Origin of the sequence: Pantoea sp. EKM20T, from assembly GCF_011800485.1 — a bacterium.
In the GTDB taxonomy this organism is placed as follows: domain Bacteria; phylum Pseudomonadota; class Gammaproteobacteria; order Enterobacterales; family Enterobacteriaceae; genus Pantoea; species Pantoea agglomerans.
This window is the reverse complement of sequence record NZ_JAALFW010000005.1, coordinates 1-23,091: the sequence shown is the minus strand read 5'-3', so window position 1 is coordinate 23,091 and position 23,091 is coordinate 1. Positions and strand designations below refer to the sequence as shown.

Annotated in this window: 15 protein-coding genes and 1 riboswitch; of the genes, 7 read left to right on the top strand and 8 right to left on the bottom strand. The window is 56.7% G+C overall.

From position 1 onward, the window contains the following. Window positions 1-79: 79 nt before the first annotated feature. Window positions 80-1,705: a Na/Pi cotransporter family protein gene (locus HFD94_RS10425; protein WP_010672204.1), complete on the top strand. Its 1,626-nt coding sequence runs from the start codon at window positions 80-82 to the stop codon at window positions 1,703-1,705. 95 nt (window positions 1,706-1,800) lie between these two features. Here the strand turns inward: HFD94_RS10425 and panS are convergent, their stop codons facing one another. The 3 genes from panS to lysC all read right to left on the bottom strand — a co-directional run bounded on the left by panS (window position 1,801) and on the right by lysC (window position 5,187). Beyond that, window positions 1,801-2,718 (bottom strand): ketopantoate/pantoate/pantothenate transporter PanS, encoded by a 918-nt coding sequence (gene panS / locus HFD94_RS10420; RefSeq protein ID WP_010252655.1) that lies wholly within the window; start codon window positions 2,716-2,718, stop codon window positions 1,801-1,803. 183 nt (window positions 2,719-2,901) lie between these two features. Then, entirely contained in the window at window positions 2,902-3,594 is a 693-nt protein-coding gene (gene aqpZ, locus HFD94_RS10415) for an aquaporin Z (RefSeq protein ID WP_010672203.1), read from the bottom strand. 240 nt (window positions 3,595-3,834) lie between these two features. Then, complete coding sequence (gene lysC / locus HFD94_RS10410; RefSeq protein ID WP_022625207.1) at window positions 3,835-5,187, bottom strand: lysine-sensitive aspartokinase 3; 1,353 nt, start codon at window positions 5,185-5,187, stop codon at window positions 3,835-3,837. A 113-nt stretch (window positions 5,188-5,300) separates the two neighbouring features. Then, window positions 5,301-5,493, bottom strand: a riboswitch (Lysine riboswitch). A gap of 391 nt (window positions 5,494-5,884) precedes the next feature. On the opposite strand from lysC, the gene pgi reads away from it, so the two are divergent. The 5 genes from pgi (at window position 5,885) to HFD94_RS10385 (ending at window position 12,020) form a co-directional block, all read left to right on the top strand. Continuing rightward, a complete protein-coding gene (gene pgi / locus HFD94_RS10405; protein ID WP_010672201.1) occupies window positions 5,885-7,531 on the top strand; it encodes a glucose-6-phosphate isomerase in 1,647 nt (548 codons plus the stop codon). Window positions 7,532-8,096: 565 nt separating this feature from the next. Next, entirely contained in the window at window positions 8,097-8,345 is a 249-nt protein-coding gene (gene yjbE, locus HFD94_RS10400) for an exopolysaccharide production protein YjbE (protein ID WP_010252668.1), read from the top strand. Between the two features lie 197 nt (window positions 8,346-8,542). Then, window positions 8,543-9,190 (top strand): YjbF family lipoprotein, encoded by a 648-nt coding sequence (locus HFD94_RS10395; RefSeq protein WP_010672200.1) that lies wholly within the window; start codon window positions 8,543-8,545, stop codon window positions 9,188-9,190. Continuing rightward, on the top strand, window positions 9,187-9,930 hold the full coding sequence (locus tag HFD94_RS10390; RefSeq protein WP_167433128.1) for a capsule biosynthesis GfcC family protein: 744 nt from the start codon (window positions 9,187-9,189) through the stop codon (window positions 9,928-9,930). Before HFD94_RS10395 ends, HFD94_RS10390 begins: the two co-directional genes overlap by 4 nt. Then, window positions 9,930-12,020 carry a YjbH domain-containing protein gene (locus tag HFD94_RS10385; protein WP_033770826.1) on the top strand — a complete coding sequence of 697 codons (2,091 nt, stop codon included), beginning with the start codon at window positions 9,930-9,932 and terminating at the stop codon, window positions 12,018-12,020. The genes HFD94_RS10390 and HFD94_RS10385 overlap by 1 nt, the downstream gene beginning before the upstream one ends. 289 nt (window positions 12,021-12,309) lie before the next feature. Here the strand turns inward: HFD94_RS10385 and metH are convergent, their stop codons facing one another. Next, on the bottom strand, window positions 12,310-15,993 hold the full coding sequence (metH, locus tag HFD94_RS10380) for a methionine synthase (RefSeq protein WP_167433169.1): 3,684 nt from the start codon (window positions 15,991-15,993) through the stop codon (window positions 12,310-12,312). A gap of 193 nt (window positions 15,994-16,186) precedes the next feature. Between metH and iclR the strand changes: the two genes are divergently transcribed. Further along, entirely contained in the window at window positions 16,187-17,014 is an 828-nt protein-coding gene (gene iclR / locus HFD94_RS10375; protein WP_010252683.1) for a glyoxylate bypass operon transcriptional repressor IclR, read from the top strand. On the opposite strand, the gene aceK is transcribed toward iclR, so the two are convergent. The 4 genes from aceK to metA all read right to left on the bottom strand — a co-directional run bounded on the left by aceK (window position 16,989) and on the right by metA (window position 22,910). Further along, entirely contained in the window at window positions 16,989-18,737 is a 1,749-nt protein-coding gene (aceK, locus tag HFD94_RS10370) for a bifunctional isocitrate dehydrogenase kinase/phosphatase (RefSeq protein ID WP_167433127.1), read from the bottom strand. The genes iclR and aceK overlap by 26 nt on opposite strands. Window positions 18,738-18,799: 62 nt before the next feature. Further along, on the bottom strand, window positions 18,800-20,101 hold the full coding sequence (aceA, locus tag HFD94_RS10365; protein WP_010672196.1) for an isocitrate lyase: 1,302 nt from the start codon (window positions 20,099-20,101) through the stop codon (window positions 18,800-18,802). Window positions 20,102-20,118: 17 nt separating this feature from the next. Next, window positions 20,119-21,717, bottom strand: coding sequence for a malate synthase A (aceB, locus tag HFD94_RS10360; RefSeq protein WP_167433126.1), 1,599 nt, complete (start codon window positions 21,715-21,717; stop codon window positions 20,119-20,121). Window positions 21,718-21,980: 263 nt separating this feature from the next. Beyond that, entirely contained in the window at window positions 21,981-22,910 is a 930-nt protein-coding gene (gene metA, locus HFD94_RS10355; RefSeq protein ID WP_010252696.1) for a homoserine O-succinyltransferase, read from the bottom strand. Window positions 22,911-23,091 lie beyond the last annotated feature (181 nt).

Genomic DNA, 23,091 nt, shown 5'->3' with positions numbered 1-23,091 from the left:
CAATCCCCTTCACAGATTGCTCTCTTCCGTCAGGCTGGCAGTCTGTGCTTTAAGCCTGACATTCGAGGAGCGACACCACGTGTTAACCCTGCTTAATTTACTCTCTGCGGTGGCCCTGCTGGTCTGGGGCACGCATATCGTACGAACCGGCATCATGCGGGTTTACGGTGCCGATCTGCGCCGCGTCCTGAGCCGCAGCATAGAAAAAAAACCGATGGCGTTTCTGGCGGGCATTGGCGTGACCACGCTGGTGCAGAGCAGCAACGCCACTACGCTGCTGGTGACCTCTTTTGTGGCGCAGAATCTGGTCAGCCTGACGCCCGCGCTGGTGGTGATTCTTGGCGCGGATGTCGGCACCGCGATTATGGCGCGTATCCTGACGTTTGATCTCTCCTGGCTCTCGCCGCTGTTTATCTTCTTTGGCGTGGTGTTCTTCCTCAGCCGCAAGCAGACCCGTGCGGGTCAGTTAGGCCGGGCCAGTATTGGCCTGGGCCTGATATTGCTGGCGCTGCAGCTGATTGTCGAAGCGGCTCGCCCGATTACCCAGGCCGCCGGTGTCCAGGTGCTTTTCTCCAGCCTGACCGGCGACGTGATGCTCGATGCGCTGCTGGGTGCGGTGTTCGCCATCATCAGCTACTCCAGCCTGGCCGCGGTGCTGATCACCGCGACGCTCACCGCCACCGGCGTGATTTCGTTCAAGGTGGCGCTCTGTCTGGTGATTGGTGCCAATCTCGGTAGCGGCCTGCTGGCGATGATCAACGCCAGCGGCTCGAATGCCGCGGGCAAGCGCGTGGCGCTCGGCAGCCTGCTGTTCAAGCTGATCGGCTGTGTGTTCATCCTGCCGTTTGTCGATATTGTGGCGGAGTGGCTGGATAAGCTGCCGGTCAACGATGAAGAGTTAGTGATTTTCTTCCATGTGTTTTACAACCTGATCCGCTGCGTGGCGATGGTGCCGTTTGCTGACCTGATGGCGCGCCTCTGTCGCCGTATGATCGCCGACGACGTGGATAACGCCCTGCACCTCAAGCCGAAGCACCTCGATCGCAGCGCACTGGATACGCCGGCGCTGGCGCTGGTGAATGCCGCCCGCGAAGCGTTACGCATGGGCGACGTGCTGGAGCAGATGCTGGAGGCGTTTAATAAGGTGGTACATGGCGAATCCCGCGAGGAACGCACGGTGCGCAGGCTGGATGATGATGTCGATGTGCTCTATACCGCCATCAAACTCTATCTGGCGCGGATGCCAAAAGAGGACCTCCCCGAAGAGGACTCACGTCGCTGGGGCGAAATCATTGAAATGTCACTAAATCTGGAGCAGGCCGGGGACATCATTGAGCGGATGAGCGGCGATGTCGCTGACAAGTCGCTGGCAGCGGGCCGCGCGTTCTCTGCCGAGGGATTAAAAGAGCTGCAGGAGCTGCATGAGCTGCTGATCGCTAACCTCAGAATGAGTCTGTCGGTGTTTCTGTCACACGATATCACCAGCGCTAAACGTCTGCGTCGCGCTAAACATCGTTTCCGTCTGATGATCCGCCGCTACTCTCATGCGCATGTTGACCGCCTGCACCAGAAGAACGTGCAGAGTATTGAGACCAGTTCGCTGCATCTCGGTTTACTGGGCGACATGAAGCGCCTGAATTCACTGTTTTGTAGTGTGGCCTACACGGTGCTGGAACAGCCCGACGATGAACGTGACTATGAATAAAACTGAGCGGAGTGAATAACCTGCCGCGCCGGAGCGGCGATCGTCCGGCGCGGCAGCAGTGAGATGCGGCGCAGTGCAATAATGCGCCGCCACTGTTACTTCTTCTTAATCGGCTTTCCTGACCAGTAACCCGCCAGCAGTGAACCTGACAGGTTGTGCCATACCGAGAACAGCGCGCCTGGCAATGCCGCCAGCGGTGAGAAGTAGAGTTTGCCCAGCGTCGCCGCCAGACCGGAGTTTTGCATGCCGACCTCCAGCGCCAGGGTACGGCAGGTTGACTCATCGAAGCCAAACAGCTTACCGCCCCAGTAGCCGCCAAGCAGGCCAATCGCGTTATGCAGGATCACCGCCGCGATCACCATCAGACCCACCGATCCAATAAAGGCCTGACTGCCCGCCACCACCGCACTGATGATCAGCAGAATACAGACCATCGAAAACGCAGGGAGCCAGGGTTCCACCCGGCGAACCACGCTGTTCATACTGTGATGAATGATCAGTCCCAGGGAGATGGGGATCACGACGATCTTCACGATGCTCAGCAGCATGCCAGCCACATCAACCTGAATGTGGGTATCAACATAAAAGCGGGTTAACAGCGGCGTGGCGAACACACCCACCAGCGCAGAGACTGACGAGATGGTCACCGACAGCGCCACATCCCCCTTCGCCAGATAGATCATGACGTTGCTGGCGGTGCCGCTGGCAACTGAGCCGACCAGAATCATACCGGCAGCCAGATCGGGCGGCATATGAAACAGTTTTGCCAGTCCCCAGGCGGCTAACGGCATCACCAGATAGTGCAGAAAGGTTCCGGCAATCACCGGCGCAGGTCGGGTCAGGACCCGTTTAAAATCGTCGATATTCAGGGTCACACCCATGCCGAACATAATCAGCATCAGCAGATAAGTGACCCAGGGTCCGATGCCGAGAAACGTACCTGGAGAGTAATAAGCGGCGACAGACAACAGCACGGCCCAGAGCGGGAACAGGCGGGTTAACGTGGCGAGCATAGCCAGACTTCCTTATAAGAATGTTATGTTTTATGCAGATTTGCCATAGAGAGTCATCATGCAGGAACGACTGCCGTGACGAAGGCGGGATCATAACATTTCATTATCATGGCGTAAGGCGAAGATGGGGCGAGGCGGCAAAATGCGGATCGACTGCTGCCGATCCGCTGCATATCGAAGAAATTACGCTGCTTTTTCCTCTAAACCGCGGTAGATCAAACCACCAATCACGGCACCGATAATCGGCATTAACCAGAACATCCACAGCTGAGAGATCGCCCAGTCACCCTGGAACAGGGCTGCCGCGGTGCTGCGTGCCGGGTTAACCGAGGTATTGGTTACCGGAATGCTGATCAGGTGGATCAGGGTTAACGCCAGGCCGATCGCAATAGGTGCAAAGCCTTTCGGCGCGCGCTCGCTGGTGGCACCCATAATCACAATCAGGAAGATAGCGGTCATCACCCCTTCGGCGATCATACCTGACTGCAGGCTGAAGCCGCCCGGCGAGTGTTCACCGTAGCCATTCGCCGCAAAGCCGCTGGCCGCTGCACTGAAGTCGCCTTTACCGCTGGCGATCAGATAGAGCACCGCGCCAGCGGCAATGCCGCCAGCCAGTTGCGCGATGATGTAAGGGATAGCCTGAGACGCGGGAAAACGTCCGCCTGCCACTAATCCCAGGGTCACCGCCGGGTTAAAGTGCCCGCCTGAGATGTGACCGACCGCATACGCCATGACCAGCACGCTCAGCCCGAAAGCCAGCGCCACGCCCATGAAGCCAATGCCCAGCTCCGGGAACGCAGCTGACAGCACGGCACTACCACAACCGCCGGCCACCAGTACGAAGGTACCCAGCGCCTCTGCGACTAACCTTTTCATGATATTTCCTAAATTTGGGTGAATTGATTCAGCGGCGGGATTATAAATCTGCGGAAAGGGAGCGCAATGCAGGTGCACGAAATGCGCAGAGAAAGGGATTGCCATTTGGCAATAACAGGCTGTAACTTTCTGTATTAATGGGATTTATCGGAAGTCGCGTGCCGGGGAGTAATGAGGGAGATATGAACCTTTTTTGCCGCTTTTCAGGCCGCGCTGACGCGGCCTGAATGCCACAGAAGCCTACTCGAACAGATTACGATGCAGCGTACGTACCACGCTTTCCGCATCGTTGCCCGGCACCAGGAAGCAGAGGTTGTAGCTGCTGGCACCGTAGCAAATCATCCGCAGGTTGAACGGGTCGAGCACACCAAACACCTCTTTGCCGACGCCGCACGCTTTTGACAGCTGGTTGCCGATAATCGCCACCAGCGCCAGATCTTCTTCCACTTCAACCCGGCACAGCGACGAGAGTTCAGTCAGTAAAGCCTGGGTCAGCAGGCTGGCACTGGTTGAGGTCGATCCGGTGGTGTCGAGCGTAAGCGCCACGCTCACTTCGGAGGTGGTGATCAGGTCAACCGAGACGTTATGACGCGCCAGAATATTGAAGAGTTCAGCAAGAAAACCAAACGTATGCAGCATGTTAAGGCTGTGCAGCGTTAACAGCGTCTGCTTACGGCGTAGCGCCAGCGCCCGAAACAGCGGCGGGTTGCGGGTTTCATTGCAGACGCGGGTCCCACCGGCTGCCGGATCCTTGCTGGAACCGACGAATACCGGAATACCCCGGCGTACGGCGGGAAGCAGCGTCGCCGGGTGCAGCACTTTCGCACCGAACGTCGCCATTTCAGCGGCTTCTTCAAAAGTAATTTCATCAATACGCTTCGCCGTCGGCACCACGCGCGGATCGGTGGTGTAGATGCCCGGCACATCCGTCCAGATATCCACACGCGCCGCATTCAGCGCTTCGCCCAGCAGCGCGGCGGTGTAATCACTGCCGCCGCGACCCAGGGTGGTGGTGCGCCCTTCGCTTTCACTGCCGATGAACCCCTGAGTAATGACCAATGCCTGCTCAATGCGCGGCTGTAACTGCGCCGTCGCCTGCTCCGCCAGCACCTGTACATCCGGTACTGCCCGGCCAAAATGATCGTCGGTACGCATTACCTTGCGGACATCGAACCACTCCGCATTAACCTGGCGTTCACGCAGAATTTCCACAAACAGCAGTGATGACATCAGCTCACCGTGGCTGACCAGTTCATCGGTCAGGGCATTCGAGGTGGCCAGTGAGGCGGCTTCGGAAAGCATGCTGATATTGTCGATCATCCGATCGATTTCATCGCGGATCACTTCCGGACGCTGCAGGCGATCAACAATGGCGTACTGGATACGGCGGATATCATCAAGCAGCACAGCGCGCTGGGGAGCCTGCTGGCCTTCAGCCAGCGCAACCAGCAGATTAGTAATGCCCGCCGAAGCAGAGAGCACCACCAGACGCGTGCTGGCGTCCTGCAACACAACATCGGCGCTGCGGTTCATCGCTTCAAAATCGGCTACGCTGGTGCCGCCGAATTTTGCCACTATCAGTGTTTGAGACATGTAGAACCTCGTGTCAGGTTATCTTGTTCTCGCCGATGAAAGGGTCGAGAAACATTCTTTCAGCCAGGCACAAGGAAAGAGCAGAAACGGGCGGACAAGATCGGATAGACGAGTCACCCAGAAGCGCCCCACCTTGCGAAACGTCGACTGCAGACGTTTCTGGTGACAACCCAGAGGATTCAGCCCCTGTAGCCGACAGGCAGCACACCGCGTGCTGACCCACCTCGGCGTCGCTCCCCATCATGTGTTTTCACCGGATACGGTTCCTCCAACACACTGCCTGGGCGACGCGCCTCTTCTGGCTTGCGCACAGGTGCGCAAGTAGGCGCATAGATCTAGCCTTTTCTGGACCTGCTGTCAATGTCAGCGATGCCCGGAGCGCCGCATCAGAAAACAAATGACTCTGCGTCGCAGCGGCTACAGTGCTTAATGGGTTCAGCCCATGCAGCAATCCCTGATACGGCACAACGTTTTGCGCAGACTTTCGCGTCACACTTTACCGCGCGTTGCCTCTGCGGTCCGCTGGCTGTTCGCGCCAGTGAATGCTGGCGATAAACAGCGGCGTTCAGATCGCCTGTCCGGCGCGCGCTGACAAAATTTTTCCTTTCAGTTACAACTGTGGTCATACTGAAACGCTAAACGGGCATGATGTGCCTCCGATGGAATGACGGTTCTTAATATCAACAAGAGTGTTGCCATGAAAAATATCAATCCGACACAAACCGCAGCCTGGAAAGCGCTGCAACAGCATTTTGAGCAGATGAAGTCGGTAGAAATTGCCGATCTGTTCGCCCAGGATGCCGATCGTTTTGCCAAATTCTCTGCCACCTTTGATGATCAGATGCTGGTGGATTTCTCCAAAAACCGCATCACCCAGGAAACCCTCGATAAGTTACAGGCGCTGGCCAAAGAGACCGACCTGAGCGGTGCCATTAAGTCTATGTTCTCGGGTGAGAAGATTAACCGCACCGAAGATCGTGCTGTGCTGCACGTCGCGCTGCGTAACCGGAGTAACACGCCGATTCTGGTGGATGGCAAAGATGTGATGCCAGAGGTCAACGCGGTGCTGGATAAGATGAAAGGCTTCTCTGAGCGCATCATCAGCGGCGAATGGAAAGGCTATACCGGTAAAGCGATCACCGACGTGGTGAATATCGGTATCGGCGGCTCTGACCTCGGCCCGTTTATGGTGACTGAAGCGCTGCGCCCGTACAAAAACCATCTGAACATGCATTTTGTCTCTAACGTTGACGGCACCCACATCGCCGAAACGCTGAAAGACCTCAGCCCGGAAACCACCCTGTTCCTGGTGGCATCGAAAACCTTCACCACCCAGGAAACCATGACCAACGCCCACAGCGCGCGCGACTGGTTCCTGAAAACGGCAGGCGACCAGCAGCACGTAGCGAAACACTTTGCTGCGCTGTCGACCAACGCCAAAGCGGTGGGCGAATTTGGTATCGACACCAACAACATGTTTGAATTCTGGGACTGGGTTGGCGGCCGCTATTCACTGTGGTCAGCGATCGGCCTGTCGATCATTCTCTCGATTGGTTTCGATAACTTCGAGCAGCTGCTGAGCGGCGCACATGCCATGGACCAGCACTTCGCCTCTGCGCCGGCTGAGCAGAACCTGCCGGTGCTGCTGGCGCTGATTGGCATCTGGTACAACAATTTCTTTGGTGCTGAAACCGAAGCGATTCTGCCTTACGACCAGTACATGCACCGCTTTGCCGCCTATTTCCAGCAGGGCAATATGGAGTCAAACGGCAAGTATGTGGATCGTGCCGGTCATCCGGTGGACTACCAGACTGGCCCCATCATCTGGGGCGAACCTGGCACCAACGGTCAGCACGCGTTTTATCAGCTGATCCACCAGGGTACCAAGCTGGTTCCATGCGACTTTATTGCCCCGGCCATTACCCATAACGCACTCGCGGATCACCATCCGAAGCTGCTCTCTAACTTCTTTGCCCAGACTGAAGCGCTGGCGTTTGGTAAGTCACGCGACGTCGTAGAGAAAGAGTTTACCGATGCCGGTAAATCTGCAGAGTCTGTGGCCCATATCGTGCCGTTCAAGGTGTTTGAAGGTAACCGCCCGACTAACTCCATCCTGCTGCGTGAGATTACCCCTTACAGCCTGGGCGCACTGATTGCCCTGTATGAGCACAAAATCTTCACTCAGGGTGCCATCCTGAATATCTTCACTTTCGATCAGTGGGGTGTGGAATTAGGTAAGCAGCTGGCGAACCGTATTCTGCCGGAACTGGAAAACGAGGACGAAGTTACCACTCACGACAGCTCCACTAATGCCTTAATTAACCGCTATAAATCCTGGCGTTAATCGGCGTTAATTTCATCGGGCGGCCACTTTGCCGCCCTTTTTTTGACTGTTTTTACATCTGAATGGGCTGTTTATATCGTTGGAGAGCATGGGTTGTCAGGGAAAAGTCTTAAAATAACCTAAGATAATTCTGAACATCGATGCGCTGAACGGGCCAGCATAAAGTATAAAATGGTCCTGAAATCGGGTAAACTCTATTGTTAGCTATTGATTCATAATCATATTCAGTTTCAGCAATCCTGAGTAAATTCTGATTATTCTTATTCCGTACCAGATATTAATAAAAAAGAACATTACGCTTTGCAATTGATTCGCCAGTAGCGAAATATCTGGCATCAGCCCGAAATATTCCGATATAAAAAGTAGTTATCCCCAATCCAGCTAATTAAATCACGTGTCCACCCCGCTATTCACCCTGGTTTTTCCGGTGCTGAACTCTGGTATTTTGTTGCCCTATACTGAACGCGCCCGCAATGGGACTGTCCGTCGATTTTGCCGCAGTCTGACTGCGTTGCAACCTCAGCGGACAGAGATCCTTCATTCACTCAATGCAGGAAACGCTGTTATGAAAAAAACTATGGTTGCCGGTGCAGCCTTGATCTTCGTTGCCGTCTCTTCCAGTGCATTTGCTGCGCCGGAAGAAGCTGGTACCGCAGCTGGCGCGCAGGCGGGAGCAATCTCTGCTGGCACGTCGACCGCTGTGGGTATCGGTGCACTTGGCGCGCTGGTCGGGCTCGGCATTGCCGCTTCTGGCGGTGGTGACGGTGCAAATACCGGTACAACAACCACGACCACGACGAGCACCACTCGTTGATGGATGCCCGACCCCCGTCTGATTGCTGATCTGCAGCAAACGGGCAGAGGCTGAACCACTGACTTCGGTGAGTGAGGACGCTGAGCCACGTAACCTGTATTTCTGCAGCCGGAACGGGACGGGCAGAGCACCTTTAAACATAACCACACGCCTGTGTGGTTATTTTTTACTTTGGCATGACTTATCAGGGACACACAGTGCGCCAACTTCCTCTGCTGCTCGCTTGCCTGCTGCTGCAGGCCTGTACACAAACGCAAAAAGGTCTTGAACAGACTCTGCTGCTTGCGGTTAACGGTCCGGACGACGTGACCGTTACCGATCAACAGGTCAACAATCTTCCCTATGCCAGTCTCTATGCTCGCCTGAATGAAGGTCCGCGCATTTTTGTAGTGCTCGGCTACAACGAGAAAGGTCAGCAGAAATGGGTGACACAGGATCAGGCGATGCTGGTGACACAGCATGGCCGCCTGGTTAAAACCCTGGGCTTGCCGGATAACCTGCTTAGCGTCAGCAATCTGCAACAGGATCCGCTCGCTGACAGCCTGCATATCAGCAACGGTGCAGGCTGGACCCGCATCGTGCAGTGGACCGAACAGGGCAAGGTTCGCGGCGCGACTGTGCGTTCAACCTTCCAGCGCGGCACCGACGAAGTCCTGACCGTGGCGGGCAACCGCATTCCGTGCCGCGTCTGGCATGAGCAGGTGAGCATCGACAGCAGTAACCGCGAGTGGGAAAACACCTTCTGGATCGATAACAGCAGCGGCGATGTGGTGCAGGCCCATCAGATGCTGGCGGCAGACGCCTTCCCTGTAGATATCACTATTCTGAAGCCGGCGAAATCATGAAAAAAATCACTTTTTTGCTGGCCGGGCTGAGCCTGTTCAGCGCCGCAGAAGCGCAGGCAACTGCGCAGGTTATCGTTCATGCACCGCACAACGGCGGTCAGGCTGAGCTGAGCCAGGTCGCGGATCTCTCCCAGCTGGTGACTCTGCCTCCACTGCAGATCAACACTGACTGGCGCACGACCTTTATTGCCGAGCGCGGCGCCAGCGCAGTGGCACAGCAGCACTATCAACAGACGCTGGGCGCGTTACGTGCCTGGCGTGCCGACAGCAGCGGCGATCGGGCGGCGGCCATTGATGAGGTGATCCGCCAGCTGAGCGCCATCAAAGTAGCAGGTCGCCAGTTCACGTCGCTCGACCCGGACTGGATCCGTCTGCATCCGGCTGACAACCGTCGGCTGGAAGGCAGCTATGACCTCTATCTGCAGGCCCCCTCAGATTCTGTACTGCTGCTCGGCGCGCTGAGCGGCGCTGGCAAAGTGAGCTGGCAGCCGGGTAAATCAGTACGCGACTATCTGGATGGTCATGACGCACTCTCCGGGGCAGAACGCAATTTTGTCACCGTGATTGCACCTTCAGGCGCCACACAGCAGGTGCCGGTTGCCTACTGGAATCATCGCCACGCGGAAGTGGAGCCAGGCAGCATTATCTGGCTCGGCTTTTCGTCATGGAGCCTGCCAGGCAGCTATGAAGACCTTAATGAACGCATCCTTTCCGTACTGACTCACCGGATACCAGACTGATGAAAAAACGTTATCTCTTCAGCCTGTTGGCTGTTTCCGTGGCGGCAGCCTGTCAGGCGCAGGCTGACACCTGGCCCGAGCCGGTGGGCCCTTCACAATCCGATTTCGGCGGCGTGGGTCTGATGCAGGTGCCGACGGCGCGCATGGCCAAAGAGGGCGAGTTCAGCCTCAACGCACGCGACAACGATCAGTACCGATACTACTCCGCGTCACTGCAGCTCTTTCCCTGGCTGGAGACCACGGTGCGGTATACCGACGTGCGTACCCGTCAGTACAGTGCGGTCTCAGAATTCAGCGGCACGCAGAGCTATAAAGATAAAGCCTTCGACCTGAAACTCCGTCTGTGGCAGGAGGGCTTCTGGCTGCCGGAAGTGGCGGTGGGCACCCGCGATCTGGGCGGTACCGGTCTGTTCGACAGCGAATACCTGGTGGCGACCAAAGCATGGGGACCGTTCGACTTTACCCTGGGGCTTGGCTGGGGCTATCTCGGCAACAGCGGCACCGTGAAGAACCCCTTCTGCTCATACAGCGACAGCTATTGCCAGCGTCCGCAGGTGGGCGAAGCGGGTTCAATCAACGGCTCGCAGATGTTCCACGGCCCGACGGCGCTGTTTGGCGGCGTGGAGTATCAGACGCCCTGGCAGCCGCTGCGCCTTAAAATGGAGTATGAGGGCAACGACTACCAGAATGACTTTGCTGGTCGCCTTGAGCAGCGCAGCAAGCTCAACGTCGGCGCGATTTATCGCGTGACCGACTGGGCTGACATCAACGCCAGCTACGAACGCGGTAACACCTTTATGTTTGGTGTCACCATTCGCACCAACTTCAACGATCTGCGTCAGGCGCACATCGACAGTGAGAAGCCTTCCTACAATCCGCAGCCGCAACCTAAGTTGCTGGAGCCGACGGTGGTGGGCACTCAGTTGACCGATCTGAAATACAATGCCGGTCTCGATGGTCCGCGTATTCAGACTCAGGGTCACACGATCTATGTGTCAGGCGAGCAGACGAAGTATCGCGATACCCGTGAAGGGGTAGATCGTGCGAACCGCATCATCATGAACCACCTGCCTGACGGTATCGACACCATCAATGTCACCGAGTCGCGCTTTAACATGCCACAGGTGACGACTGAGACGCAGGTCGCCAGCCTGCGTAACAATCTGGAAGGCTATCCGCTGGGCCATGAGCAGCCACTGCAACAGACCCGCAAAGAACCGGTCGATCCGGGTAGCACCGAGCAGGGTATGTTTATCCGTCAGGATCGCCTGAACTACAGCCTCTCTCCGGTACTGAATCAGTCGGTGGGCGGCCCGGAAAGCTTCTACATGTATCAGGTCGGCGTAATGGCTAACGCTGATTACTGGCTGACGGATCACCTGCTGGTGGGCGGTAGTCTGTTTGGTAACCTCGCCAACAACTACGACAAGTTCAACTACAACGGCGCACCGGCGGACTCTTCGCTGCCGCGCGTGCGTACCCATATCCGCGACTACGTTGAGAACAACGTCTACGTTAACGATCTGCAGGCGAACTATATGGGCCACCTCGGTAACGGCTTCTATGGTCAGGTTTACGGCGGGTACCTGGAGACGATGTATGGCGGCGTGGGTGGCGAGCTGCTCTATCGTCCGGTCGATGCGAACTGGGCGGTGGGCGTCGATGCCAACTATGTCCGTCAGCGTGACTGGGACAACATGATGCAGTTCAATCGCTACAAAGCCTCAACCGGCAACCTGACGGGTTACTGGCGTCCATGGTTCATGCAGGATGTATTGGTGAAAACCAGCGTCGGTCAGTATCTGGCGAAAGATAAAGGTGTGACGGTCGATGTGTCGAAGCGCTTCGACAGCGGCGTGATGGTGGGTGTCTATGCCACCAAAACCAACGTCTCGTCTGAAGAGTATGGCGAAGGCGACTTCACCAAAGGCTTCTATATCTCCATCCCAATGGATCTGTTCACCGTGACGCCAACGCGCGGTCGCGCGCAGGTGAACTGGGTGCCGCTGACGCGTGATGGCGGTCAGATGCTGGGTCGCAAGTACCAGCTGTATGATCTGACGTCCGATCGCGACGCGCGCTTTAACTAAGCAGATGGCGGCCTCAGGGCCGTTTCATGCGGTTAACAGAAAGCAGGCTCAGGGAGCATACGCCTGAAGCAAAGCATAGCAATGAGATCGCGCCTGCTCAGGGAACCCGGTCAGATCGGAAAGGCGCTAATGCCATCCCTGGCCGCTCGGCCCGCGCCGTCCCTGGCGCGGGACGCTTTCCTCCTCTGACCGGGTTCCCTGCGCGTTGAGTTTCTTCATTATTGCTGCCAGATTTAACCGGAGCTGGATTTGTCAGCAGTCTGAAGCGGCCCTCAGGCCGCTTTTTTATTTAGTCCGCGTCGTAGCCGAGATTCGGCGCCAGCCAGCGCTCCACTTCCATGACCGACATCCCTTTGCGTGCCGCATAATCTTCCACCTGGTCACGCTGGATCTGCGCCACGGCGAAATAGCGGCTGTCAGGATGGCTGAAGTACCAGCCAGAGACTGACGCGCCCGGCCACATGGCAAAGGATTCGGTGAGCTTCATGCCGGTCTGTTCTTCCACCGCCAGCAGACGCCAGATGGCGGCTTTCTCAGTGTGCTCCGGGCAGGCCGGATAGCCTGGCGCCGGACGTATCCCCTGATAATTTTCCCGAATCAGCTCTTCATTGCTGAGATTTTCGTTGGGCGCGAAGCCCCAGATCACCTTACGTACCCGCTCGTGCAGGTATTCGGCAAAGGCTTCCGCCAGACGGTCAGCCAGCGCTTTCACCATGATCTTGTTGTAGTCGTCATGCTGACGATCGTACGCCTCCGCCAGCGCATCCTCTTCCAGCCCGCCGGTCACCGCGAAAGCACCGAGATAGTCCGCTTTGCCGCTCGATTTCGGGGCCACAAAATCCGCCAGACAGTAGTTGGCGAAGTCGGTTTTTTCGGTCTGCTGGCGTAAGTGATGACTCACACACAAAATCTCATCACGCCGCTCATCACTGTAGAGATGAATATCATCGCCGACCCGGTTAGCCGGAAAAATACCGACCACGCCACGTGGCTTCAGCAGCGACTGCTGGCTTAATCTGTCGAGCATCGCATTGGCATCGGCAAACAGACGCTGCGCCTCTTCACCCACCACCTCATCCTCCATGATGCGGGGATATTTGCCCGCCAGCGACCAGGTCATAAAGAATGGCGTCCAGTCGATGTAGTTGCGCAGCGTTTCAATGCTGGCCTCCACCTGGCTGACCCCGGGACGATGCGGCACGGGTGGCGTGTAACTCTCCCAGTCAATTGAGGTGGCGTTATCGCGCGCCGCCTGCAGCGAGACCGGCGGCGTGCGCGGCTTTTTGCGTGCATGCTGAATGCGCACGGTCTCGTACTCTTTGCGGGTTCGGGCGACGAAATCCTCTTTTAAGGTGGCGGAGAGCAGCGACGACACCACGCCAACGGTACGTGAGGCGTTCTGCACGTAGACCGTCGGGCCGCTGTAATGCTGCTCAATTTTGACAGCGGTATGCGCCTTCGAGGTGGTCGCGCCGCCAATCAGCAGCGGTAAGGTAAAGCCCTGACGCTCCATCTCTTTCGCCATGTTGACCATCTCATCCAGCGACGGCGTAATCAGGCCTGATAAGCCGATGATGTCCGCATTCACTTCGCGCGCCGTTTTGAGAATTTTTTCGCCCGGCACCATCACGCCAAGGTCAATGATTTCGTAGTTATTACACTGCAGCACCACGCCGACAATATTTTTCCCGATGTCGTGCACGTCGCCTTTGACCGTGGCCAGCACGATTTTACCGTTGCTGCGCCCCGCCTCTTTGCTGGCTTCGATAAAGGGTTCCAGATACGCCACCGCCTGCTTCATCACGCGCGCCGATTTCACCACCTGCGGCAGGAACATCTTGCCCTCACCGAACAGGTCACCGACCACGTTCATGCCGGACATCAGCGGGCCTTCAATCACCTCTATCGGCCGTGGTACCTGCTGGCGCGCCTCTTCGGTATCCTGCTCGATAAACTCGGTGATCCCCTTGACCAGCGAATACTCCAGCCGTTTCACCACGTCCCAGCTGCGCCATTCCGCGAGCTGTTTTTCCTGCGAGCCATCGCTTTTGCCGCCACGGTATTTCTCCGCCAGCGCCAGCAGCCGCTCGGTGCCATCATCCCGCCGGTTAAGAATCACATCCTCTACCGCCTCGCGCAGTTCTGCCGGCAAATCATCATAAATCGCCAGCTGGCCTGCGTTGACGATGCCCATATCCATGCCTTTACGGATGGCGTAATAGAGAAAGACGGCATGTATCGCTTCACGCACCGGATCGTTGCCACGGAATGAAAACGATACGTTGGAGACGCCGCCGGAGATCATCGCATGGGGCAGCTCGCGCTTGATATCTTCGCAGGCACCAATGAAATCCATGGCGTAGTTGTTGTGTTCGTCGATGCCGGTGGCGACCGCAAAGATGTTGGGGTCGAAGATTATATCTTCCGGCGGGAAGCCGACCTGTTCGGTGAGGATCCGGTAAGCACGGCGGCAGATCTCAATTTTTCGGGCGCGGGTATCCGCCTGACCCACTTCGTCAAACGCCATGACCACCATCGCCGCGCCGTAACGCCGGACCTGACGCGCATGATGGATAAAGGCCGCTTCACCCTCTTTCATCGAAATTGAGTTCACGATCCCTTTGCCCTGAATGCACTGCAACCCTTTCTCAATCACCTCCCATTTTGAGGAGTCGATCATGATCGGCACGCGGGCAATATCGGGTTCGCCAGCAATCAGATTCAGAAAGCGTACCATCGCCGCCTCGGCGTCGAGCATGCCTTCATCCATGTTGATATCGATGATCTGCGCGCCGCTCTGCACCTGCTGCAGCGCCACTTCCAGCGCTTCGTTATACTTCTCTTCTTTGATCAGCCGTTTAAATTTTGCCGAGCCGGTGACGTTGGTGCGCTCACCGACGTTAACAAACAGTGACTCTGCGGTGATGTTAAGCGGCTCCAGACCGGAGAGACGGCAGGCCACCGGGATCGTCGGCAACTGACGCGGTGCAACGCCTTCAACCGCCGCCACCATGGCAGCGATATGTTGCGGTGTGGTGCCACAGCAGCCGCCGATAATGTTCAGGAATCCGGCGGTGGCCCATTCACCAATCTGCTGCGCCATCAGTTCCGCATCCAGATCATATTCGCCAAAGGCATTGGGCAGACCGGCGTTGGGATGGGCGGTCACGTAGCCTTCAGCGATGCGCGACAGTTCCGCCACATACTGACGAAGCTCGTCGGGTCCCAGCGCGCAGTTCAGGCCAAAAGAGAGCGGTTCGGCGTGACGCAGCGAGTTGTAAAAAGCTTCGGTGGTCTGGCCGGAGAGCGTTCGGCCGGAGGCGTCGGTGATAGTGCCGGAGATCATCAGCGGCAGCGCAACGCCCAGCGCTTCCATCTCGGTCTGCACCGCATAGACGGCTGCTTTGGCATTCAGCGTATCGAACACCGTTTCAATCATGATGATGTCGGACCCGCCCTCCACCAGCGCGCGGGTCGATTCGCGGTACGCCTCCACCAGCTGATTAAAAGTAACGTTACGGTAGGCAGGATCGTTGACGTCGGGTGAGATCGAGCAGGTGCGGTTGGTCGGGCCGAGCACACCCGCAACATAACGCGGACGATCCGGCGTTTTCGCCGTCCACGCATCGGCGCAGGCTCGCGCCAGGCGGGCCGCTTCAAAATTGATCTCCGCCGATAAACGTTCCATCTGGTAATCCGACATCGCAATCGACGTGGCGTTAAAGGTGTTGGTTTCGAGGATATCCGCACCCGCCGCCAGATAGGCGTCGTGGATCTCGCGGATCACCGCCGGTTTACTCAGCACCAGCAGATCGTTATTGCCTTTGAGATCGCAAGGCCAGTCAGCAAAACGGCTGCCGCGATAATCCTCTTCTTCCAGCTTATAGCTCTGGATCATGGTGCCCATCCCCCCATCCAGCACCATAATGCGTTGTGCGAGCTGCTGTTTTAACGCGTCGATTTTATTGCTCACTGTTGCCCCATTCACGTCAGTCTGCTGGCGGAAAAGCCCGTTTTTCATTCTGGCACAAGCTGGTCAGGCGACAAAGTAACCTCGACTGAGAGATTTTCAGGTCACGGCTGTACAGGTCTGACCAGAAAACCAGCGTTTGCAATGCGCGTGATTAAAACGAAAATGATTTCCACAATGCAAAAGGAGAACAATGATGGCAACCCCGGTTCCTGTTAAGCGCGGCAAGAAACCCCGTGGCACCCCTGTCGCCGCACCCGCGGGAGGTCAGGTGCAATCGCTGACCCGCGGCCTGACGCTGCTGGAGCTGATTGCTGACTCACATGGCAGCGTAGCGCTGACCGAGCTGGCTCAGCAGGCGGGTTTGCCTAACTCCACCACGCATCGCCTGCTCAGCACCATGCAGCAGCAGGGGTTTGTCCGGCAGGTGGGCGATCTCGGGCTGTGGACGATCGGCGCACACGCCTTCGTGGTCGGCAGCAGTTTCCTGCAGAGCCGTAACCTGCTGGCGCTGGTACACCCGGTGCTGCGTAGCCTGATGGAGCAGTCCGGTGAAACGGTGAATCTGGCGGTGCTGGATCTCAGCGATCACCAGGCGGTGATCATTGATCAGGTACAGTGTACCCAGCTGATGCGAATGTCCGCGCCGATTGGCGGCAAGCTGCCGATGCATGCGTCTGGCGCAGGCAAAGCGTTTCTGGCCCATCTGGGCGATGAGCAGGTCACCGCCCTGCTGCATCAGAAAGGATTGCATTACTACACGCCGAAAACCCTGATGTCGCCGCAGAGTCTGAAAGAGAATCTGGCGCTGGTGCGCAAAGCGGGCTTCTCATTTGATGATGAAGAACATGCGCTTGGACTGCGTTGTGTCGCCGCGCCGATCTATGACGAACATGGCGAGGCGTTTGCCGCGCTCTCCATCTCCGGCCCCATCGCCCGCATGACTGACGATCGGATTACTGAATTAGGTGCACTGGTCATCCGCGAAGCGCGCCAGGTTACGCTGGCGTACAGCGGTCGTTAACTTTATCTGCGCCGTAGCAGACGCTGAAACGCTGCGTCTGCCGCCAGGCGATCACCTCTTCCACATGGCCCTGGGCGATGCGCTGCTGCTGCGCGCGCCACCAGCGGGCGTCGAATATCTCCGGATGCAGTTGCAACAGCAATGTGCCGGTAGCAGCTTCACTGCATAACGCATAGCGGAAGGTTTCCGGGAAGACATCGTCCGGCCCGACGCTGTACCAGGGCTCGGCGCTGAGTTCATCCTCCTCATAGCGCGCCGCGGGCACATCCCGGAAGTGCAGCTCCTGCATCGGGCGAATCTCATCGTAATCGTAAAAAATCACCCGGCCATGGCGCGTGATGCCGAAGTTTTTAAACAGCATGTCTCCGGGAAAGATATTGGCCGCCGCCAGCTGTCGGATGGCATTGCCATACTCTTCAATCGCGTGACGCCGCTCTGCGGCATTCGCCTGGGCCAGGTAGAGATTAAGCGGCTGCATACGGCGCTCCAGCCACAGGTGACGAATAATCAGGCGATCGCCTTCGATATGCAGCTTCTCAGCCACGCAGGCGTGGAGTTCTGCCAGCAGCGCCGGTGAGATGCGCGACAGCGGCAGCGCAAACTGCTCGAACTCCTGCGTATCCGCCATACGTCCCACGCGATCGTGCTCTTTGACCTGCTGATAACAGGCGCGGACCTGCGCTTCCGTCACCTCTTTTTGCGGCGCGAAGCGATCCCTGATGACCTTGAACACCCAGTCAAAACCCGGCAGCGTGAAGACCAGCATCACCATGCCGCGCACGCCGGGTGCGATCTCAAAGGCCGTCTCATTCTCTGCCAGCGCCTGAAGATACTCGCGATAGCTCTCGGTTTTACCGTGCTTCTGGCAGCCAATCGCCATATAGCGCTCCGCCAGGGTTTTGCCAGGCAGAATCGGTTGCAGCCAGGCAACCAGCGCCGCAGGCACCGGCGCATAAACCATGAAATAGGCGCGGGCAAAACCAAACACAATGCTGGCGTCATTCACATCGGTCAGACAGGTGTCGATCCACAGTTCGCCCGTTTCACTGCGCTGGATCGGCAGCAGACAGGGCAAGATGCCTTCCGGCAGATGCAGCCGCGCCACCAGCCAGGCGGTTTTGTTACGATAGAAGAGTTCACTGTTGACCTCGAGCCAGCCCTGGTTCAGCCGGGGAAAATGCGACTGCAGGTGGCGGACAATCCAGCCGACATCGCGAGCGCGCTGCTGCCACGGCAACGTCAGCGGTAAATCGCTCAACACCTGATCCACCAGTGCCAGCCAGCCCCGCTCCGGCTGATAACGGCGCGATAACGGGCGCAAAGGTGTGACCGGCGCGGTCAGGGATTGAGAGCTGAAGATAAACAGCCGGTCCGGCTGCAGATCGGCATGTCCATGTAACCGGCAGTAGACAGAATTAAAGAAGCTTTCGGCAATTTCATGCCGTGGATAGCCGGGCAGCAGGCTTTGATAGTGATCCTTAACCCGCAGCCAGAACATCTCATCCCAGCTGGCCGCGCCGTTCAGCACCCGCAATTGATCGGCAACCAGGCTGACGTGATGGTCATAGAGATGAATACGGGCCTTCATGGCATGCTGCACCGCCTGCCATTCCGCCTGCTCAAACCGCTGCTGTGCGCCAGCAGTGATGTCGAGAAAGCGACCATACTGTGCATCAAAACCCTGCAGGATAGTGTGGGCGATCAATGATTCGCGTGGCGGCATAATCAGCTCCGGTAAACGCCCGCCCGCGGTTTGCGGACGGGGAATCAGTCAGAGGAAAAGGGTCAGAACTGATGCTCTTCGGTCGAACCGGTGAGCGCGGTGACCGAGGACTTACCGCCCTGAATGATATTGGTTACCTGATCAAAATAGCCGGTGCCCACCTCTTGCTGATGCGAAGAGAAGCTGTAACCGCGATCGCGGGCAGCGAACTCAGGCTGCTGAACCTTTTCAACATAGTGACGCATCCCTTCGCCCTGGGCGTAGGCGTGGGCCAGATCGAACATGTTGAACCACATGCTGTGGATGCCCGCCAGCGTGATGAACTGGAAGCGATAGCCCATGTCGCTGAGCGCCTGCTGAAACTTCGCGATGGTGCGGTCATCGAGGTTCTTCTTCCAGTTGAACGACGGTGAACAGTTGTAGGCCAGCAGCTTGCCGGGGAAACGCGCATGAATGGCGTCGGCAAAGCGCTGCGCCATCGCCAGATCCGGCGTTGAGGTTTCACACCACAGGATGTCAGCATAAGGTGCATAGGCCAGCCCGCGACTGATCGCCTGTTCAATGCCGGCGTGGGTGCGGAAGAAGCCTTCTGCCGTCCGGTCGCCCTGGATAAAGGGACGATCGTATTCATCGCAGTCTGAGGTAATCAGGTCAGCAGCGTCGGCATCAGTTCGTGCCAGCAGCACGGTTGGCACGCCCATCACATCGGCAGCCAGCCGTGCCGCTACCAGTTTCTGAATGGCTTCCTGAGTCGGTACCAGAACTTTGCCGCCCATGTGACCGCATTTTTTTACCGCCGCCAGCTGATCTTCGAAGTGGACCGCCGCCGCGCCCGCCTGAATCATCGCCTTCATCAGCTCATACGCATTCAGCACGCCGCCAAAACCGGCTTCAGCATCGGCCACAATTGGCAGGAAGAAATCGGTGTGCCGGCTGTCCCCCGCTTCAATGCCGCTGGACCACTGAATCTGATCGGCGCGCTGAAAAGTTTGATTAATGCGCGTCACCACTTCCGGCACCGAGTTCACCGGGTAGAGCGACTGATCGGGATACATCTGGCCCGCCACGTTGGCATCCGCCGCTACCTGCCAGCCAGAAAGGTAGATCGCTTCGATGCCCGCTTTGGCCTGCTGCAGTGCCTGCCCGCCGCTCAGCGCACCCAGGCTATTGATATACCCTTTCTTCGCCTCGCCATTCAGCAACGCCCATAATTTTTCCGCACCGCGCTCTGCCAGCGTACAGGCGGGCAAGACCGAGCCGCGCAGATTGACGACCTCTGCTGCGCTGTAAGGGCGGGTAATGCCCTGCCAGCGTGCGGTCTGCCAGAGTTGTTCCAGTTGATCGATCTGTTGAGTACGTGTCATGGCAATAACTCCTCTGTTCAGGGGATCAGGCGATAGCCTGGCAGGGTAAGAAAGGAAACCAGCTCGCGCTCGGTGGTGATCTGAGCCATCAACTGCGCCGCGTCGTCATAGCGACCGGCGCTGAAGTGGGCTTCGCCCAGCGCGTTTTGCAGCAGATGCAGCTCTTCGTTAAGCCAGCGCAGAAACAGTTCAGCTGTGACCTGCTGGCCGTTGTTCAGCATTTGCTGATGATGAATCCATTGCCAGATTGAGGTGCGTGCGATCTCAGCGGTGGCGGTATCCTCCATCAGTCCGTCAATCGGGACACAGCCGTTACCGCTGATCCACGCTTCCAGATATTGCAGCGCAACACGGATGTTGGCGCGCATACCGGCTTCGGTGCGCTCACCCTGGCAGGGCGCCAGCAACTGCTCCGCTGTGATCGGCGCATCCTCTTCCCGCATGACCTGCAGCTGGTTTGGCCGGTCGCCCAGCGCAGCGTTGAAGACCGCCATCGCGGTATCTGCCAGACCAGGATGAGCAATCCAGGTGCCGTCATGCCCGTTACCTGCCTCCCGCTGCTTATCTTCCGTCACGCGCTGCAGTACCCAGGCATTGCGCGTGGGATCTTTAGCGGGGATCAGCGCTGACATCCCGCCCATCGCAAAAGCACCCCGCCGATGACAGGTTTTAATCAGCAGTCGCGAATAAGCGTCCAGGAACGGCTGAGACATGGTGACGGACTGGCGATCCGGCAGCACGCGATCCGCATGCTGTTTAAGGGTTTTGATATAGCTGAAGATGTAATCCCAGCGGCCACAGTTGAGGCCAACAATGTGATCGCGCAGATTCCACAGGATCTCATCCATTTGAAACACGGCGGGTAAGGTTTCGATCAGGACAGTGGCTTTGATCGTGCCACGCGGCAGATCGAACTGATCCTCGCTGAAACTGAAGATCTCACGCCACCAGGCGATCTCCTGCCAGCTCTCGGTTTTCGGCAGATAGAAATAAGGCCCGCTGCCTTTGGCCAGTAATGGCCGGACGTTGTGGAAGAAATAGAGCGCGAAATCAAACAGCCCGCCCGGAATTGCCTTCCCCTGCCAGCTGACATGTTTTTCTGACAGATGCAGACCACGCACCCGGCACATCAGCACCGCAGGGGTAGAGCCGAGCTGATAAATTTTGCCCTTGTCGCTGGTATAACTCAGGGTGCCCTGTACTGCTTCGCGCAGTGTCAGCTGCCCTTCAATCAACTTCGACCACTCCGGAGAGAGCGAATCCTCAAAGTCGGCCATAAAGACTTTAACGTTTGAGTTCAGGGCGTTAATCACCATTTTCCGATCGGGTGGACCGGTGATCTCGACCCGACGATCTTCTAAATCTGCCGGAATAGATTGAATACGCCATTCACTGGCTCTTATGGAAGCCGTTTCCATATCGAAGTCTGGCAGATAGCCCTGGTCATATTGCTGCTGACGCTGCTGGCGAGCCGATAACAGCTCTTCGCGTTGCGGTGCAAAGCGTGCGACCAGAGACTCTAAAAAAGAAACAGCCTCGGGCGTTAACAGCTGCTGTTCTGCATGGCTAAAGGGCTGGCTGAAAATCAGGGTATGGCTGATCACTGAGTCTGTCATGCTGGCGTTCTCCTGTATTCAAAGGATCGAAAGCAGCGGATCCACACGGTGTTTATTTTGTGAGCTACAGGATCAGAGCATAAGCATTTATTTTTTTAAATCAAAAACTATTTCCATTTTTAAATATAAATTAACCTATCCTTATGTTTTATATGAAATAAAACTTTAATCCATTAAAGGAATCGCTTTCATTTAAAGTTTTAAAGGCGAAAAAAAACCGTGTTGCCATCGGCTAACACGGTTCAGTTGATCTTCAGACAGGACTATTCCAGCGTTGGGTTCATGTGACGCAGATCGAACGGCGTGATCTGGTAAACGTAGTAGTTGAGCCAGTTCGAGAACAGCAGATTGCCGTGACTGCGCCAGGTGGCGCGGGGTGGCAATACCGGATTATCCTGCGGGAAATAGTTATAAGGGACTTCCGGATTCACCCCCGCTTCATAATCGCGATGGTACTCACCAGACAACGTCAGGGCATCATATTCCGGGTGACCGGTAACAAACACCAGACGTTTGTCTTTACTCGCCATCAGATAGGCACCGGTTTGTTCCGATTCAGCAAACAGTTCAAGATCGGTGTAATCCGTTATCAAATGAGTGGGAAAATCAGCATAGCGTGAGTGCGGTGCGAGGAAATTATCATCAAAACCGCGGGTCAGTAACGCATGGGGATGCAGTATCTGATGTTCATAGACGCCAGACAGTTTGTTATGCCGGGTTTGCTTGGGGATACCATACAGAATGTTAAGCGCGGCCTGAACCGCCCAACAGACAAACAGGGTTGAGGTGACATGCTCATTGGCCCAGTGCAGAACGCGCTGAATCTGTGGCCAGTAAGCGACATCATTAAAATCAACCAGCCCGAGTGGTGCACCTGTCACGATTAAGCCATCGTAGTTATCATGCTGGATATCTTCAAAATTGCAGTAGAAGTTGTTGAGGTGCTCAGTGGGTGTATTGCGTGACTCACGGCTGTCGATGCGCAGCAGCTGAATATCGATCTGTAAGGGCGAGTTGGAAAGCAGACGCAGAAACTGATTCTCCGTTTCGATCTTTTTCGGCATCAGATTCAGTATGAGCACTTTAAGCGGGCGGATCTCCTGAACACTGGCGCGCGACGATGTCATCACAAAGACATTTTCGTCACGCAAAAAATTCACTGCCGGTAATTCGTCGGGAACCCTGATTGGCATAACCTGCTCACCTCTTACAACCATATAAACGTTTAGACATCTGGATGCCCAACATTAGCCTGATCGATGTAAGATGTCGAGGTTTGATGCAGAAAATGAAAATGTTTCAGCTTAACGTGGCAAAGTGCAGACGTAAAAAAGCCCCGCACTTTCGTGCGGGGCTTCTTCACTTATTTAATGC